Source organism: Micromonospora sp. KC207 (assembly GCF_004348615.1).
Classification (GTDB): Bacteria; Actinomycetota; Actinomycetes; order Mycobacteriales; family Micromonosporaceae; genus Micromonospora.
In genome coordinates this window covers 1-16,283 of record NZ_SMKJ01000154.1, presented here as the reverse complement: position 1 = coordinate 16,283, position 16,283 = coordinate 1, and the positions used below count along the sequence as shown (strand labels likewise).

Genomic DNA, 16,283 nt, shown 5'->3' with positions numbered 1-16,283 from the left:
CCCCGGCCCGAGTGCCGGACAGCCTCCGCTTCACCGGTACGACCCTCGACGGCAAGCCGTTCGCCGCCGCCGACCTGGCCGGCCGGCCCGTGGTGCTCTGGTTCTGGGCCCCCTGGTGCGCCACCTGCGCCAGCCAGGCGTGGACGGTCGCCGAGATCGCCCCGCAGTACCGCGACCGGGTGCCGATCGTCGGCGTCGCCGGCCTCGGCCAGCAGAAGGCGATGAAGGACTTCGTGACCGAGTTCGAGTTGGGCGGCACCCTCCAACTCGACGACCGGGCCGGCACGCTGTGGCGCCGCTTCGAGATCGTCGAGCAGAGCACCTTCCTGATCATCGACCGGGAGGGGAAGGTGATCCACCAGGGCTTCCTCGACGGGGAGGACCTGACCCGCCGGGTCGCCGCCCTCGCCGGCTGATGGACGCCCCGCTGCTGCTGGCGCTGACCGCCGGCATGCTCGGCGCGGTCAACCCGTGCGGGTTCGCGATGCTGCCCGCGTACCTGTCGATCCTGGTGGCCGGGCCCGGCGACGCACGCGGTGCCCTCGGTCGGGCGCTCACCGCCGCCGCCGGCCTCACCTGCGGGTACGTGCTGGTCTTCGGCGCGTTCGGGCTGGCCTTCGCGCCGCTGGCCGGCTGGCTGCGCCCCCGGCTTCCCTGGCTCACCGTCACCCTCGGGGTGGGGCTGGTCCTGCTCGGCTGCTGGCTGCTCGCCGGCCGGCGGTTGCCCGCCCCGCGCCCGCTGACCCGCGCGCCCCGGCTGACCCGCACGCTGCCGTCCATGGTGCTCTTCGGCGCCGCGTACGCGCTGGCGTCGCTCACCTGCTCCATCGCCCCGTTCCTGGCGATCGTGGCGACCAGCCTCCAGGCCGGCTCGACGTCGCGCGGGCTGGCGCTGTTCGTCGCGTACGCGCTCGGGATGGGCCTCGTGGTGGCGGTGGCCGCCCTCGGCGTGGCGCTGCTGCGCGACCGGGTGGTGGCCCGGCTGCGCGGGGCCGGCAGGTGGGTGCCCCGGCTCAGCGGCCTGGTGCTGCTGGTCGCCGGCGGCTACGTCGCCTGGTACGGCTGGTACGAGGTGCGGCTCGCCGAAGGCCGACACGACGCGTTCGGCGACCCGGTGGTGGTCGCCGCGGCCCGGATCCAGCAGGCCCTGGTGGGGGCCCTGGACGCGGCCGGCCCGGCCCTGCTGGCCGCCGCCCTGCTCACCCTCGCCCTGCTGGCCGCCCGAGCGCGGACGGCGCGGCGGGAGCCGGGTGACCCGGCCCCCGCCGGCGACGTGCCGGTCAGCGTCGAGAACCCGGCGGTCAGCGACCCGGCGTGAGGCGGTCGGTGCCGACCCGGTCGCGGAGCACCTCCGGCACCAGCACCGAGCCGTCGGGCTGCTGGAACTGCTCCAGGATGGCCGGGAAGAGCCGGCTGGTGGCCAGCGCCGAGCCGTTCAGGGTGTGCACGAAGCGGGTCTGCTTGCCGCCCGCCTCGCGGTACCGGATGGCCGCGCGGCGGGCCTGGTAGTCGCCGGCCCAGGAGACCGACGACACCTCCTTGTACTTGCCGGTGCTCGGCATCCACACCTCGATGTCGAGGGTCTTCTTCATCGAGGCGCTGGCGTCGCCGGCCGACAGCAGGCTGGTCTGGTGATGCAGGCCCAGCCGCGCGACCAGGCCCTCCACGTGGGTGACCATCTGCTCCAGTGCGGCGTCGGCCTGCTCGGGCAGGGTGAACTGGAAGATCTCCACCTTGTTGAACTGGTGGCCCCGCACGGTGCCCCGCTCGTCGGAGTGCGAACCGGCCGCCTCCCGCCGGTAGCACGGGGTGTACGCGAACCGCCGCAGCGGCAGGGTCGCGGTGTCCAGGATCTCGTCCTGGTACGCCCCGAGGATCGCCGTCTCCGCCGTGGGCAGCAGGAACTGCCCGCGCGGGGCGGAATCCCGGTCGAGGTGGTAGACGTCGTCGTAGAACTTGGGGAACTGGCCGGCGGCGAAACCGGCGGTGTCCAGCAGCAGGTGCGGCGGGAGCAGGAAGTCGTAACCCGCCGCGATGTTCTGGTCGATCAACCAGTTGAGCAGCGCCCACTCCAGCCGGGCGCCCAGGCCCGTGTACATCCAGAAGCCGGAGCCGCCGAGCTTGACCCCCCGCTCGTGGTCGACCAGGCCCAACATGCGGCTCAGCTCGACGTGATCGCGGACCTTCTCGATCGCCGGCCGCTCGCCGAAGGCCCGGACGACCCGGTTGGCCTCCTTGCCGCCGGGGACGACGTCGTCGGCGGGCAGGTTGGGCAGCTCGCTCATCCGGTCGCGCAGCCGGGACTGCACCTCGTCGAGCTGGGACTCCAGCTCGGCGAGCTGCTTGCGCTCGGCCTCCGGGGCGACGCTCTCCGGCGTGCTGCCGGCCCGCTTCGCCGCCGCGTACGCCCGCGCCTCCGCCTTGCGGCGCTGCCGCTCGGCGTCGATCTCCGTGATGAGGGCGCGGCGCTCCTGGTCGAGCCGCTGGATCTCGTCCAGCGCCCGGTTGACCTCGGCGGGATCCAGTCGCTTCGCCAGCGCGGTCGCCACCGCCTCGCGATCCTTCCGGATCAACTCCATGTCGAGCATGCTGCTCCGTACGCCTCCGTCCGGGAAGTCAGGTGGGAACCCACCGATGCTACCGTCGCCGCGTCTTGCGGCCGGTCCCGGCCAACAGACGCGGTCGCCCCGGTGCCGAGGCGGGCTCAGAGCCGGATGGGCATGGGGCGGGTGCCCCGGTGCCGAGACGGGCTCAGAGCCGGATGGGCATCAGGATGGAGAACGCGTCCGCGTCGTCCGGCCGGCGCACCGCCAGCGGGGCGATCGGCCCGTCCAACTCCAGCAGGAGCTGCCCCCGGTCGCCCGCGTCCAGGGCGTCGAGCAGGTACCGTCCGTTGACGCCGAACCGCACCGCGTCCGGCGCGGCGTCGGCCAGCGCGGCGCTGTCGAGGACCCGCAGCGCACCCACGTCGTCCAGGCCCAGCACGGTCACCGGCACGTCGACGCCCTCGTGCCGCAGGACCCGCGCCGGCGGTCCGTCGGCGACCTCCGCGCGCAGCGCCGGCACGTCCACCGGAATCCGGTACGTCGGCGTGCCGCCCACGTGTCCGCCCAGCAGCCGCTGGTAGTCCGGGAACTCGTGGGGCAGGGCGGTCCCGGTGGCCTCCCGACCGGCGACGGAGACGGTGACGGCGGCGCCGTCCAGCCGTAGGCGCGCCTCGGACCCGCCGTCGGCGTCCAGCAGCGCGCGGGCCCGGTCGACGAGGTCCACGGGGGCGAGCACCCGCCGGGCGGGGCCGTCGACCCGGCCGGGAACCCGGGACACCGCCATCCGGTGCCGGTCGGTGGCGACGAGGCGTACGCCGTCGGCGGCGACATCGAACAGGACACCGGAGAGCACCGGCAGGTCGGGGTCGGCGCCGACGGCGAAGCGGACCGCGTCGATCGCGGCGGCGAGGTCGGCGCGGGACAGGACGAGACAGGTGACCATCGGGTTCTCCTCGGGGTCGATCAGGGCATGGATCCGGGAGAGTTCACGGCGGGCGTCGGCAAGGCCGTCCTCCAGCCGGCGCAGGTGCGCGTCGAGCAGCCGGCCCACCACGGCCGGCTCGGCCCGATGCCGTACGGCGGCGGCGATCTCCGCCAGCGGCATCCCGACCCGGCGCAGCCCGGCCACCAACCGGGCCGGCACGACCTGGTCGTCGGCGTACCAGCGGTAGCCGGTCACCGGGTCGACCAGCGCCGGCACCAGCACCCCGGAGCGGTCGTAGAACCGCAGGGCGCTGATCGTCAGGCCGCTGGCCCGGGCCAGCTCGCCGATGCTGCGCAGTTCGCTCTCCACGCCGAGGATCCTGTGCCCTCCACCAGGTCGAGGGTCAAGCCGCCGTTCCCGCCCCTGCCTGCGCCGCTCGCCTGGGTGCGGTGTTTGCAGGGGGCCCTTCCTATACCGGAAGCGTTAACAAGGGGCCCCTCCTTGCAGTTCCAGCGTGCGGAAGGTGAGGCCGGCTGCGGTGAGGCGGCGCAACAGGGCGTCGCCCATCGCGGTCACCGGGGTCACCTGGCCCGAGGCCAGCGGCAGGTCGTCGTCGAGGGCCAGGCAGAGCGCGGACTCGCCGAGCATCTTCGCCGTCTCGTCGTATCCGGGGTCGCCGCCGGCCACCTCGGTCACCACCCGCCGGCCGCCGCCGCAGGCGAGGAACCGCACCCGGAACCACGACCTGGCCCGCTGCTCGGCGCTCGGCCCCTGGCCGGAGGCGAGCCGCCCGAGCAGCCAGCGCCGGGTCGGCGGCGCCTTAACCAGCCCGAGCAGGCCGCCCAGCGCGACCGCGCCGAGGACGATCGTGGGTAGCCGCCGCACGGCGGCGAAGTGCCGGTACCGGAAGTCCGGCCCGTACTCCGGCCGGGCCGCGGCCGACCGGCGGACCACCTGCGGGTCGACGGTCGGCAGCGGCACCGCCCACATGCCCAGCTCCGCCGATCGGCCGACCTTGCCGGGCACCGCCCGGACCCGGCGGCCCTGTGGGCGTGGCTCGACGGCCCGCCGCGCCTTCGCCGCCCGGCTCGCCTCCCCGGTACGGGAGAACGCGGTGAGCGCCGAATGGTAGGTGCCGGCGGAGAACCTGCCACCCGCTCGGACGAATCCGTCCACGGTGATCGGCCCATCGGACGGCAGTTGCTTGACCGTGTACCAGACGCCCAGGTCGTGCGGGATCGAGTCGAAGCCGCAGGCGTGTACCAGCCGCGCTCCGGTGCGCACCGCCTCGGCGTGGTGCCGCACGTACACGGTGTCGACGAACTCCGACTCCCCGGTGATGTCGACGTAGTCGGTGCCGGCCCGGGCGCACGCGGCGACCAGCGGCTCCCCGTGCCGCACGTACGGGCCGACGGTGCTGGCCACCACCCGGGCGCTCTCGGCGACCAGCCGCAGCGACTCCGGGTCGGTGGCGTCGGCGGTGAGCAGCGGCAGCTCGGCCAGGGCCGGGGCGATCCCCGCCAACCGCTCCCGCACGGCCGACAGTTTGGCCGGGTTCCGCCCGGCCAGCGCCCAGCGCAGCCCCGGCGGCGCGTGCCGGGCGAGGTACTGGGCGGTGAGCCCGCCGGTGAACCCGGTGGCCCCGAACAGCACTACGTCGTACGCCCGATCTTCCCGCATACCGCGAGTCTGCCACCGGCGGCGGGGCAGGGCACCACGACGAATACCCGGGTGTGGCAGCGTCGACTCAGGGCGTGAAGACGGTACGCAGGCAGCCGTCGGCGCGGGTGCGGAACAGGTCGTAGCCGAGAGCGCCCTGCTCCAGGGGTAGGTGGTGGGTGGCCAGGTGTGCCGTGCTGATCTCGCCGCGCGCCATCCGGTCCAGCAGCATCGGGATCCAGCGCTGCCCGTGCTGGCGCGCACCGCGCACGGTCAGCCCCTTGCGCAGCACCGCGCCGAGCGGGAACGTGTCGACGAAGCCGGTGAACGTGCCGAGCACCACGACCGTGCCGCCCTTGCGGCAGGCGTGTACCGCCTCGCGTACCGCGATGGGGTTGTCCGGGGCGGTGCCCGGCCGCGTGGCGGCGGCGAACCGCTCGGCGAGCGAAAGCGGCTCCATGCCGTCCCAGGCCATGCCGACGGCCTCCACGCAGACGTCGGGGCCCCGCCCGCCGCTGCGTTCGCGCAGTTCGGCGAGGACGTCGACGGCCAGGTAGTCGAGGGTTTCCGCGCCGACGTGCCGCTCGGTGAGCCGCAGCCGCTGCGGGTACCGGTCGATCACCACCACCCGGTCCGCGCCGTGCAGCAGGGCGGCCTGCGCGGCCATCTGGCCCACCGCGCCCGCGCCCCAGACCGCCACCACGTCGCCCGGGCGCACCTCGCCCAACTCGGCGGCGAGCCAGCCGGCGGGCACCGCGTCCGAGGCGAAGACCGCCCGGTCGTCGTCCACGGGGTCCGGCACCCCGAACGCCCCGACGTCGGCGTACGGCACCCGGACGTACTCGGCGTGGCTGCCGGCGAACCCCCCGTCGGCCCGGGGATGGCCGTAGCAGCCCCCGGTGGGCTGCCCCCACGCCGCCTCGGCCGCCGCCGGCCCGGTGCTGCCGTTGTCGCAGCAGGCGTAGAGGCCCTGCCGGCAGTACCAGCAGCTCCCGCAGGCCACGGTCGCGCAGACCACCACCCGGTCGCCGACGCGGTGCCGCCGCACCCGCGGCCCGACCTCGACCACGTCGCCGAGGAACTCGTGCCCGAGCACGTCGCCGACGGACAGCGCCGGGGCCCGCCCGGCGAGCAGCGGCAGGTCCGCCCCGCACGTGGCGCTGCGCCGGACCCGGACGATCGCGTCGGCGCAGTTTCGCAGCTCGGGGTCGGGGACCTGCCGCACCCCGAGGTGGCCCGCGCCGAGCCAGCAGAGCGCCCTCATCCGGGCACCGCCGAGCCGCCGCCGGGCACCGCAGCCCCGGGCACCGTCGCTTCGGGCGCGGCCGACCGGGGGCGCTCCAGCGGGGAACGGTCGGCGCGTAGCAGCTCACCGGTCTCGGTGAGCTGCTTGCTCTGGCGCAGCGCCTCGTGGATCAGCGGCGCGGTGTCGTTACCGACCAGGTGGGCGGTTATCCCGGTCACCGGCACGCCGCGTACCGGCCGGGCCGCCAGCTCGGTGCCGCGCCCGCCGGGCGCGGGCCGCAGAGCCACCTCCACCGCCCCGCCGAGCCGGCGCAGCGGCTCCGGCCACCGGCCGCCCGGCAGCACCCGCTCCGTTGGAGCGTCGACCGTGACCACCTGCCAGCCGTCGCGCGGGCAGGCGGCGCGCGGGCGGCCACCCCCGAGGGGTACGCGCAGCGCCCGCGCCGCCGTCGCCCCGGCGATCGCGCCGGCCGCCAGCACCCCGGCGGTACGGGCCAGCGCCCGACCGCCCCGCCTGCCGTGCCCCATCCGTCCCACCCGCCTCTCGTCGTCGGTGGACCCGTCGGCCAGGTCGTTGCCGTGCGGCCGACGGCCCGGTGCTCCGATCGTCGGGGGCGGCGGGGTGAACCAGGCTCCCCTCGAAGGGGTGAACCGGCCGGGGCCGGGTAACCGCCCGCCGCACGACCTGGGGACGCGTCCAAGGGGGAGCCGGATGACGCAGGACGACGGGGACGGCACCATCGTGGCGACGCCCGGCACCGACACCAGCGCGGGCGGCACCGACCCCGGCGGCACCGGTGGCGGCGCGGCGCCGCTGCTGGCGTCCCGGCTCGCGCCGACCCCGCCGCCCGAGCCGGTGCTGGTCCGCCCCCGCCTGCTGCGCCGGCTGGACGAGGGCGCCACCGGCCCGCTCACCCTGGTCTCCGCCCCAGCCGGCTGGGGCAAGACCACTCTGCTCGGGTCCTGGGCCCGGACGGTCGAGCCGGCCCCGGCGTGGGTGTCGGTCGAGGCGGGCGACACGGGGGCGCGGCTCTGGTCGTACCTGGCGGTGGCCCTGCGCGTGGCAGCGGAGCGCGCACCCGACCCGGGCGGCCCGCAAGACCGGACGGACCCGGTCGGGCCGCCGCTGCCCGGACCAGGGGTGGCCGATCAGCCGCCCCGGCCCGACCAGCTCGAAGGGCTGGCCGCCGCTCTCGCTGCCCGGGAAGGCCCGGTGCTGCTGGTCCTCGACGACGTGCACCGGATCGCCGACCCGGCGGCGCTGACCGGCCTGGAGTTCCTGCTCCGCCACACCGAGGGGCGGCTGCGGGTGGTGGCCGGGGCGCGCACCGACCTGCCGGCGGGGCTGCACCGGCTGCGGCTCGCCGGTGAGCTGACCAACGTGGGCGCCGACGAGCTGGCCTTCACCGACGACGAGGTGAACTGCCTGCTCGTCGCGCACGGCGTGCTCCTGCCGGCCGCGGCGGTGCCCCGGCTGCGCGCGCGTACCGGCGGCTGGCCGGCCGGGCTGCGACTGGCCGCGCTGGCCGCCCGGGACCGCCCGGACCCGGTTCGGTGGCTGGAGCAGTTCGGCGGCGACCAGCCGGACGTGGCCGGTTACCTGCGGGCGGAGGTGCTCGCCCCGCTCGACGACGCGGCCCGGGACGCGCTGCGCCGGGGCACGGTCGCCGATGCCGTCCGCGCCGACCTGGTCGACGCGCTGACCGGGCGGTGCGACGCCGAGCGGGTGCTGACCGCGCTGGCCGCCGCCGGCGGCTTCGTGGACCGTGACGACAGCCAGCCGCCCTGGTACCGCTGCCACCCGCTGCTGGCCGACCTGCTCCGCGCCGAGCTGGGCGGGCTAACCGCCGAGGAACGCCGGGACCTGCACCGGCGGGCGGCCGGCTGGTACGCCGGGCACGGGCGGCCCGCCGAGGCGTTGCGGCACCTTCTCGCCGCCGGGCACTGGGACGGGGCCACCGAGCTGCTGGTGACCCGCTGGCCGGAACTCGTGCCGTACGACCGCGAGGGCGCGGGCGGACCTGTCCCCGCCGAGCCACCGGAGGAGGAGGTCCGGCGGAACCCGGAGCTGGCGTTGGCCGCCGCCGCCGAGCGGGCCCACGCGGGCGACCCGGAGGCCGCCGCCGCGCAGCTACGCCGGGCCGCCGGGCATGCCCGGTCGCTGCCCGTGCCGCGCCGGGACCGGTTCGGTCGGCTGGCCGTCGCGCTGGAGGTCACCCTCGCCCGGTTGGCCGGCGACCAGGACGAGGTACGCCGGGCGGCGTCCCGCCTGCTCGCCACGCGTACCCCCGAGGGGTCGGCGGACGACCCGCGCACCGGTGCCGCCGACGACGCCGATGTGCGGGCGACGGCCGGCGCGGGCCTCGGCCTGGCCGCGCTCGCCGACGGCGACCTGCGCGGCGCGGCGGGCCAGTTCTCCACCGCGCTCGCGGCGGCCCAGGCGGCCGGCCGTCCCCGCACCGAGCTGCTCTGCGCGAGCCGCTCCGCCCTGCTGCACGCGGCCCTCGGCGAGCTGCGGGCGGCCGAGCGGACCGCCGGGGAGGCCCTGGCGATGCCGCCCTGCCAGGGCTGGTCCTGTCGTACGGACTGCGCGTACGCCCACCTGGCGCTGGCCGTCGTCGCGCTGCACCGCGGCCTGCCCGACGAGGCGCAGGCACGCCTGGCGCTGGCCGACCCGGCCGCCGACGAGCCGCCCGTGGCGGCGCTCGCCGCCTTGTGCCGGGCGGGGCTGCTGGCTGATCGCGGCGACCCGGCCGCCGCCCTGCGCCTGCTGTCGACCGCCCGGGACCGGCTCGCGCCCCCGCCTGCCGGGGACGGCCCGCCACCTCCCGGGCCCGGCGGTGGCGCGGGGGAGCTGCGTGCCTGGCTGCTGGCCGCCGAGGCGGATCTGCGCGCCGCCCATGGCGACCTCGGTGCCGCCCGGGAACTGCTGACCGACGCGTTGGCCCGGCACGACGACCCGACCGAGGCGCCGGCCGTCGCCCTGGCCCGGGTCGAGCTGCGCGCCGGCGACCCGGGCGCCGCCGCCCGCGTCCTGCCGCCCTGGGACGGTCCGGACGCCGGGAACTGGCCGCTACCGGTACGCCTCGACGCCGGAGTGCTGGACGCGGTGCTCGCCCGGCGGGCCGGGGACGCCCGGCGGGCCGGGCGGATCCTGGAGCGGATCCTCGAACTCGCTGCCGCCGAGGGGTTCCGCCGCCCGTTCACCCGCGCCGAGCCCGGGGTGCGGGACCTGCTCGCGGCACATCTGGACTCGGGCACGGCCCACTGGCCGACGGTCAGCGACCTGGTCCGGGTGACGGAGGAGCCGCCGGCGCGGCCGGACCCCGATCCGGACCGGGCGCTGGACGAGCCGCTCACCGAACGGGAGCTGACCATTCTGCGGTACCTGCAGAGCATCCTGTCCAACGTGGAGATCGCCGCGGAGCTGTCCCTGTCGGTGAACACCGTCAAGACGCACGTGCGCAACATCTACCGCAAGCTGGACGCCACCCGCCGCCGCGAGGCCGTGCGCCGCGCCCGGGAGCTGCACCTGATCTGACCGGCCGGCGACCGGGGCTACAGCGCGGCGTCGACGGCGAACTGTGACGGTGCCGTCATCGGCCCACCACGAGGTGGTTGTGCACCTCGTGGATGCCGGGTGCCGACCAGACGGTCCGCTCCACCTCCGCGCGTTCCGGCACCGAGTGCACCACGCCCTCCAGCAGCACCGTGTCGCCGTGCAGCCGGACGGTGACCCGTTCGTCGTCGACGGCCGCGTTGCGCGCCAGCGCGTCGACGATCCGCTCGGCGAGGTCCTCGGCGTGCGGGCGTACCGCCGGCCGCACGGTGATCCCGTTGGTCAACCCGCGTACCCCGGTCAGCCGGCCGACGGCGCGGTCCACGGCCCGGCGCTGGTACTCCCACTCCACCTCGCCGTGCAGGGTCACCCAGCCGCCGGAGACGGTGACCTCCAGCGGCCGTACCGGCACGAACGCGTCCCACTCCAGCGCCCGCGCCACGGCCGTGGCCAGTTCCGGGTCGGTGCGTTCCGCCGTTGCGGGCAGCCGGACGGCGAGGTCGTCGGCGACCGCACGGACCCGGGCGACCCGGTGCGCGGCGCGTTCCGCGGCCCACTTCTTGGCGTAGCTGTCGACCTGGCCGGTCAGCGTGACCACGCCCTCGGCGACGGTCACGCCGATCTCGTTGGGCTGGACCCTCGGCTCCCAGGCCAACTCGTCCAGCACGGCGGACTGGATTTCCTGGTCGGTGCGGGTGGTCGTCGAGGTGGGCATCGCGCTCCTCCCGGATTCTCGGGCGGTCGGCCGGCGGCGGACCTGCTCGGCGGCCCCGACGAACGTGACGGCAAGGGCGCGCCATCTGCGAGGTTGCCCCCGGCCGGGGTGAGGCCGGCTCACCCCGGCGGGGTGAGGGGCGCGTGGGCGACGGGGGGCGCGGGGCGTACCGCCGTTGGCCGGGACGGCGGTCGACAAACGGGCGCGGGACGACGGTCGACACGGGCCGCGCGGTCCGGCACGATCTGGGGCGGCGTGACTGTCGGGAGTGGGGAGCGGGCGATGGGTGAGGTTCGCGAGGCGGTCCCGGCCGCCGTCGCCGGGCCACCGGCCGGCGGCCGGTGGTGGGCGGTGGCGGGCCGGTTCGCCCGCCACGAGTGGACCCTCGCGGTGGTCGGCTCGTTGGTGCTGGCCGTGGCGTTGACCTGGCCGACGGTGCGCGACCTGACCGGCACCATCCCGCAGGACACGGGCGACCCGACGTTGCAGGCATGGCAGGTCGCCTGGGGCGGGCACGCGTTGCTCACCAACCCGACGCAGCTGTGGCACTCGAACACGTTCTGGCCAGAGCCGTACACGTACGCGTACTCGGACACCCTGCTCGGTTACGCCCCGTTCGGAATGATCGGCCACGGGCCGGTCGCCGCCGTGGTCCGCTACAACCTGCTGTACGTGCTGGTGCACGCGCTCGCCTTCGTCGGGGCGTACGCGCTGTCCCGCCAGCTCGGCGCGGGCCGGGCGGGCGCGGCGGTGGCCGGGGCGTCCTTCGCGTACGCGCCGTGGAAGCTGGCCCAGGCCGGGCACCTGCACGTACTCAGCATCGGCGGGATCGCGCTGGCGCTGGCCATGCTGGCCCGGGGGCACGGCTGGTCGCTGCGGCACGGCTACCGTCCGGACCGGGTCCGCCCCGGCTGGGCGGCGGCCGGTTGGGCGGTCGCCGCCTGGCAGGTCAGTCTCGGCTTCGGCATCGGTCTGCCCTTCGCGTACGCGCTGGCGCTGCTCTGCCTCGGCGCGGCCGGCGGGTACGGCTGGTCGTGGTGGCGGCGTCGGCGGCGGCCGGCGTTCCCGCGCCGGCTGCTGGTCGCCGACCTGGCCGGCGGCGTGTTCTTCGCCGGCGTGACCCTGCTGATGGCCGCGCCCTACTTCGAGGTGGTGGCCCGGCACCCGGCGGGCCGGCGCACGGTCGAGCAGATCGCGATGTTCTCCCCACCGCTGCGCGGCTTCCTCACCGCCCCGCCGGAGTCGTGGCTGTGGGGGGAGCGGCACGAGACGGCGCGGGCCTCGCTGAGCTTCGCCGGGGAGATGACGCTGCTGCCCGGGATGGTGCTGGTCGGGCTCGCCGCCGCCGGGCTGTTCGTGTCGGCGTGGCGGGTGTGGCACCGGCTGGCGCTGGCCGCCGGGGTGCTGGTGACCGTGACGCTGGCCGCCGGCAGCACGCTTGGCGGGGACGGCGACCCGGGTTACGTCACGCTGGTGGAGCACGTGCCGGGCTGGGACGGCATCCGCACCCCGGGCCGGCTGGTGCTGTGGACGACGCTGCTGCTGGGCATCCTCGCCGCCGGTGCGCTGACCACCACCGACGCCGGCCCGGCACGCGCGTCGGCTCCGGAACCTGCGGCGGCTCCGGAACCGGCCGCCCCGGAACCTGCGGCGGCTCCGGTGCCGGGGTCGCCCGGCGGTGGGTGGCGGCGCTGGGGGCGGCTCGTGCTGGTGTTCCCGGTGCTGCTGGTGCTCGCCGAGGGGGTCAACCGCACCCCGCACGTGCCGGCCCCCGTCGCGCCGGCGGCGCTGCACGGGCTGCGCGGCCCGGCCCTGGTGCTGCCCAGCGACGGCATCCGGGAGTTCCACGTGATGCTCTGGTCCACCGACGGCTTCCCGAAGGTAGTCAACGGGCTGGCCTCGTTCACCCCGGCCAGCCAGCAGGACATCCGGGCGGCGAGCGCGGGGTTCCCGGACGCCGCGTCGGTGGCGTACCTGCGGGGGATCGGGGTGCGCACGGTGGTGGTGCTGCCGGCGTACACGGCGGGCACGCCGTGGCAGGGCGCGGAGACCCGGCCGGTCGACGGGCTCGGCGTGCGGCGCGAGGCCGTCGGCGACGGATACGTCTACCACCTCGACTGATCGGCCGCCGCCGGCTCGCCGGCCGGCCGAGTTTGTTGGGAGCGCTTCCAAACTCCGCCCGACCAAGGTTACTGTGAATGCCTTCTTCGGCAGCGGGAGCCGCACGCCGGTGGGAAGCCCGGGCAGGCTTCCCATGCCCGACGTCGGGCCTGGGCACGGTCGCAGCTCGACCGTCGACGTCGTCCTCGTCCCACCACCACGGGCATCCCGAGAGGAACCGCAGATGCGGAGAGGTCTCGTCGGCACGGTCACCACCGTGCTGGCCGCCGCCACGGCAGTCGTGGCCGTTCAGTTCACCGTCACCCCGTCCACCGAGGCCGCCGCGGCGGTGTCCGAGCCGTACTCCTGGAAGAACGTACGGATCGACGGCGGCGGCTTCGTCCCCGGCATCGTCTTCAATCCCACCGAGAAGAACCTGATCTACGCCCGTACCGACATCGGCGGGATGTACCGCTGGGAACAGGCCAGCCAGTCCTGGACGCCGCTGCTGGACTGGGTGGGCGCGGACAAGTGGGGCTACAACGGCGTGGTCAGCGTCGCCACCGACCCGGTGCAGACCAACCGGGTGTACGCCGCGGTCGGCATGTACACCAACGACTGGGATCCGAACAACGGCGCGATCCTGCGTTCGGCGGACAGGGGCGCGACCTGGCAGGTCACCGAGCTGCCGTTCAAGAACGGCGGCAACATGCCCGGCCGGGGCATGGGCGAGCGCCTCGCCGTCGACCCGAACCGCAACAGCATCGTCTACTACGGTGCCGAGGGCGGCAACGGCCTGTGGCGCAGCACCGACTACGGGGCGACCTGGGCCAAGGTCACGAACTTCCCCAACGTCGGCAACTACCGGGCCGACCCGAACGACAGCACCGGCTACCAGAGCCAGAACCAGGGCCTCACCTGGGTCAGCTTCGACAAGAGCACGGGCACGGCCGGCAACGCCACCCAGACCATCTACGTCGGCGTGGCCGACAAGGCCAACCCGGTGTACCGCAGCACCAACGGCGGCACCACCTGGGAGCGGATCCCCGGCCAGCCGACCGGCTACCTCGCCCACAAGGGCGTCGTGGACCCGGTGGGCGGCTACCTCTACATCGCCACCAGCGACACCGGCGGCCCGTACGACGGGGCCAAGGGCGACGTGTGGAAGTTCAACCGGGCCACCGGCGCGTGGACGCAGATCAGCCCGATCCCGTCGTCCAGCGCCGACGCGCACTTCGGCTACTCCGGCCTGACCATCGACCGGCAGCAGCCCAACACCCTGATGGTGGCCACCCAGATCTCCTGGTGGCCGGACGCGATCTTCTGGCGCAGCACCGACGGGGGAGCGACCTGGTCCCGGATCTGGGAGTTCACCAGCTACCCGAACCGGACCAAGAAGTACACCATGGACATCAGCTCGGTGCCGTGGCTGACCTTCGGCACGAACCCGTCCCCGCCGGAGGAAACGCCGAAGTTGGGCTGGATGAACGAGTCGGTCGAGATCGACCCGCACGACTCCAACCGGTTCATGTACGGCACCGGCGCGACCATCTACGGCAGCACCGACCTGACCAAGTGGGACACCGGCGGCCAGTTCACCATCAAGCCGATGGTCAAGGGCCTGGAGGAGACCGCCGTGCTCGACCTGATCAGCCCGCCCACCGGGGCTCCGCTGGTCAGTGCGCTCGGCGACATCGGCGGCTTCCGGCACACCGACCTCGACGCCGTGCCGGCGAAGATGTTCGCCCAGCCGATCTTCACCAGCACCACCAGCATCGACTACGCCGAGACCAACCCGGCGGTGATGGTGCGGGCCGGCAACTTCGCCGACGCCGACCGCCCCAACGACAGCCACGTCGCGTTCTCCACCGACGGCGGGGCCAACTGGTTCCAGGGCAGCGAGCCGGGCGGGATCAACAGCGGCGGCACCGTCGCCGCGTCCGCCGACGGCAGCCAGTTCGTCTGGTCGCCGGGCGACCCCGGCCAGCAGGTCGTCCGCTCGGTGGGCTTCGGCACCTCGTGGACCGCGGCGACCGGCATCCCGGCCAACGCCGTCGTCGAGTCCGATCGGGTCAACAAGAACAAGTTCTACGGCTTCGGCGGCGGGAAGTTCTACGTCAGCACCAACGGCGGGGCGAGCTTCACCGCATCGGCGGCCACCGGCCTGCCGAGCACCGGCAACGTCAAGTTCAAGGCGCTGCCCGGCAAGGAGGGCGAGATCTGGCTGGCCGGCGAGGGCGGCCTGTGGCGCTCGACCGACTCCGGGGCCACCTTCGCCAAGCAGGCCGGCGTGTCGTCGGCGGTGAACGTGGGCTTCGGCAAGGCGGCCCCCGGGCAGACGTACCCGGCGCTGTTCGTCTTCGGCACCGTCGACGGCCAGGCCGGCCTGTTCCGGTCGGACAACGCCGGGGCGGCCTGGGTCCGGATCAACGACGACAAGCACCAGTACGGCAACGCGGGCGAAGCGCTGACCGGCGACCCGCGGGTCTACGGGCGGGCCTACCTGGGCACCAACGGGCGCGGGATCCTCGTCGCCGACCGGCTCGGCGGCGTCACCCCGACGCCGACGACGCCCGCGCCGACGACCCCGCCGCCGACGACGCCCGCGCCGACGACCCCGCCGCCGACGTCGACCCCGACGGGTACGCCCGTGCCGGCCGGTGCCTGCTCGGCGACGTACAAGGTCGTCACCTCCTGGTCCGGCGGCTTCCAGGGCGAGGTGACCGTCAAGAACAACGGCGGCTCGGCGAAGAGCTTCTGGAGCGTGGTCTGGAACTTCCCCAACGGGCAGCGGATCACCCAGCTCTGGGGCGGCACGTACACCCAGACCGGGGCCCAGGTCGTGGTGCGTGACGCGGGCTGGAACGGTGCCCTGCCCGTCGGCGGCAGCACCACCTTCGGCTTCCTCGCCAGCGGGACGGCAGCCAACTCGGTGCCGGGGATCCTGACCTGCACCGCCAACTAGTCACCCGTCCGCGCGAACCCGGTGCCGGCGATCAGTCGCCCCGCCCGGCGCGAACCCCGGGCCGGCCTCCCCGCACGGAGGTCGGCCCGGTCCTCGTCGGTGACCCCGGAACGCCGGGTCAGCCGTCCAGGCCGACCGGGGAGTTGGGCCGGTCGACGTCGACGAACTCGATCTCCTCGACGTCGCGTCCGCCCCGGCTGCCGGCGGCCCGCGCGGCCGAACCGGCGGCCCAGCCGATCGCCGCGCCGGCCAGGGCGGCTCCGATCAGCAGCGTCCAGGGCAGAGCGGGCCGGCGACCGGCGAGCGCGTCGAATGCCAGCACCGCCCGGCGACGCGCCTCGTCGGCCGTCGAGCCGACCAGGCCGCCCGCGTCGTCGGCGAGACCCGAACCGCTGCGCCGGGCCGACCGGGCGGTGTCCCGGACGCTGTCCCCGGCGGAGCTGACGGCGGCGACCAGGTGGTGCCACGCCTGGTCCGCGATCCGCTCGGGCTTGCTGCGGCGCTCCAGCAGGTTGGTTCCGAACATCGTGCTACCTCCTCGGGTGCCGAAGCCTGCGGGCACTTCGGAC

12 protein-coding genes are annotated in these 16,283 nt (G+C 75.4%); 5 read left to right on the top strand and 7 right to left on the bottom strand.

Going from position 1 to position 16,283, the window contains the following annotated elements:
- On the top strand, positions 1-416 hold a 416-nt coding region (locus E1258_RS19505; protein WP_132403247.1), incomplete at its 5' end, for a redoxin domain-containing protein.
- A complete protein-coding gene (locus tag E1258_RS19500; protein WP_132403244.1) occupies positions 416-1,318 on the top strand; it encodes a cytochrome c biogenesis CcdA family protein in 903 nt (300 codons plus the stop codon). The genes E1258_RS19505 and E1258_RS19500, both read left to right, overlap by 1 nt.
- Here the strand turns inward: E1258_RS19500 and serS are convergent.
- The 5 genes from serS to E1258_RS19475 all read right to left on the bottom strand — a co-directional run bounded on the left by serS (position 1,302) and on the right by E1258_RS19475 (position 6,903).
- A complete protein-coding gene (gene serS, locus E1258_RS19495) occupies positions 1,302-2,588 on the bottom strand; it encodes a serine--tRNA ligase (protein ID WP_132403241.1) in 1,287 nt (428 codons plus the stop codon). The two genes, E1258_RS19500 and serS, sit on opposite strands and share 17 nt — an antisense overlap.
- Before the next feature lie 163 nt (positions 2,589-2,751).
- Positions 2,752-3,828, bottom strand: a complete 1,077-nt coding sequence (locus E1258_RS19490) for a MerR family transcriptional regulator (RefSeq protein WP_132403253.1) — start codon at positions 3,826-3,828, stop codon at positions 2,752-2,754.
- Between the two features lie 126 nt (positions 3,829-3,954).
- On the bottom strand, positions 3,955-5,151 hold the full coding sequence (locus tag E1258_RS19485) for a trans-acting enoyl reductase family protein (RefSeq protein WP_132403238.1): 1,197 nt from the start codon (positions 5,149-5,151) through the stop codon (positions 3,955-3,957).
- Positions 5,152-5,218: 67 nt separating this feature from the next.
- Positions 5,219-6,394: an alcohol dehydrogenase catalytic domain-containing protein gene (locus E1258_RS19480; protein WP_132403235.1), complete on the bottom strand. Its 1,176-nt coding sequence runs from the start codon at positions 6,392-6,394 to the stop codon at positions 5,219-5,221.
- The gene (locus E1258_RS19475) at positions 6,391-6,903 is read right to left on the bottom strand and encodes a hypothetical protein (RefSeq protein ID WP_243715563.1); all 513 of its coding nucleotides are present in this window, start codon (positions 6,901-6,903) and stop codon (positions 6,391-6,393) included. Before E1258_RS19475 ends, E1258_RS19480 begins: the two co-directional genes overlap by 4 nt.
- 118 nt (positions 6,904-7,021) lie before the next feature.
- On the opposite strand from E1258_RS19475, the gene E1258_RS19470 reads away from it, so the two are divergent.
- Positions 7,022-9,916 carry a LuxR C-terminal-related transcriptional regulator gene (locus tag E1258_RS19470; protein ID WP_371688644.1) on the top strand — a complete coding sequence of 965 codons (2,895 nt, stop codon included), beginning with the start codon at positions 7,022-7,024 and terminating at the stop codon, positions 9,914-9,916.
- 55 nt (positions 9,917-9,971) lie between these two features.
- Here E1258_RS19470 and E1258_RS19465 read toward each other — a convergent pair whose 3' ends face one another.
- A complete protein-coding gene (locus tag E1258_RS19465; protein WP_132403229.1) occupies positions 9,972-10,649 on the bottom strand; it encodes a BON domain-containing protein in 678 nt (225 codons plus the stop codon).
- A 282-nt stretch (positions 10,650-10,931) separates the two neighbouring features.
- Between E1258_RS19465 and E1258_RS19460 the strand changes: the two genes are divergently transcribed.
- Positions 10,932-12,770: a hypothetical protein gene (locus E1258_RS19460; protein ID WP_132403226.1), complete on the top strand. Its 1,839-nt coding sequence runs from the start codon at positions 10,932-10,934 to the stop codon at positions 12,768-12,770.
- 223 nt (positions 12,771-12,993) lie between these two features.
- Positions 12,994-15,714 carry a cellulose-binding domain-containing protein gene (locus E1258_RS19455; protein WP_165949840.1) on the top strand — a complete coding sequence of 907 codons (2,721 nt, stop codon included), beginning with the start codon at positions 12,994-12,996 and terminating at the stop codon, positions 15,712-15,714.
- Between the two features lie 118 nt (positions 15,715-15,832).
- Here the strand turns inward: E1258_RS19455 and E1258_RS19450 are convergent, their stop codons facing one another.
- A complete protein-coding gene (locus tag E1258_RS19450) occupies positions 15,833-16,240 on the bottom strand; it encodes a hypothetical protein (RefSeq protein ID WP_132403220.1) in 408 nt (135 codons plus the stop codon).
- Positions 16,241-16,283: the final 43 nt, after the last annotated feature.

Bases quoted from the DNA above. Each gene is read 5' to 3' on its own strand.
- E1258_RS19500 (WP_132403244.1), top strand. From the start codon at position 416: ATGGACGCCCCGCTGCTGCTGGCGCTGACCGCCGGCATGCTCGGCGCG.
- serS (WP_132403241.1), bottom strand. From the start codon at position 2,588: ATGCTCGACATGGAGTTGATCCGGAAGGATCGCGAGGCGGTGGCGACC.
- E1258_RS19485 (WP_132403238.1), bottom strand. From the start codon at position 5,151: ATGCGGGAAGATCGGGCGTACGACGTAGTGCTGTTCGGGGCCACCGGG.
- E1258_RS19480 (WP_132403235.1), bottom strand. From the start codon at position 6,394: ATGAGGGCGCTCTGCTGGCTCGGCGCGGGCCACCTCGGGGTGCGGCAG.
- E1258_RS19475 (WP_243715563.1), bottom strand. From the start codon at position 6,903: ATGGGGCACGGCAGGCGGGGCGGTCGGGCGCTGGCCCGTACCGCCGGG.
- E1258_RS19465 (WP_132403229.1), bottom strand. From the start codon at position 10,649: ATGCCCACCTCGACGACCACCCGCACCGACCAGGAAATCCAGTCCGCC.
- E1258_RS19460 (WP_132403226.1), top strand. From the start codon at position 10,932: ATGGGTGAGGTTCGCGAGGCGGTCCCGGCCGCCGTCGCCGGGCCACCG.
- E1258_RS19455 (WP_165949840.1), top strand. From the start codon at position 12,994: ATGCGGAGAGGTCTCGTCGGCACGGTCACCACCGTGCTGGCCGCCGCC.
- E1258_RS19450 (WP_132403220.1), bottom strand. From the start codon at position 16,240: ATGTTCGGAACCAACCTGCTGGAGCGCCGCAGCAAGCCCGAGCGGATC.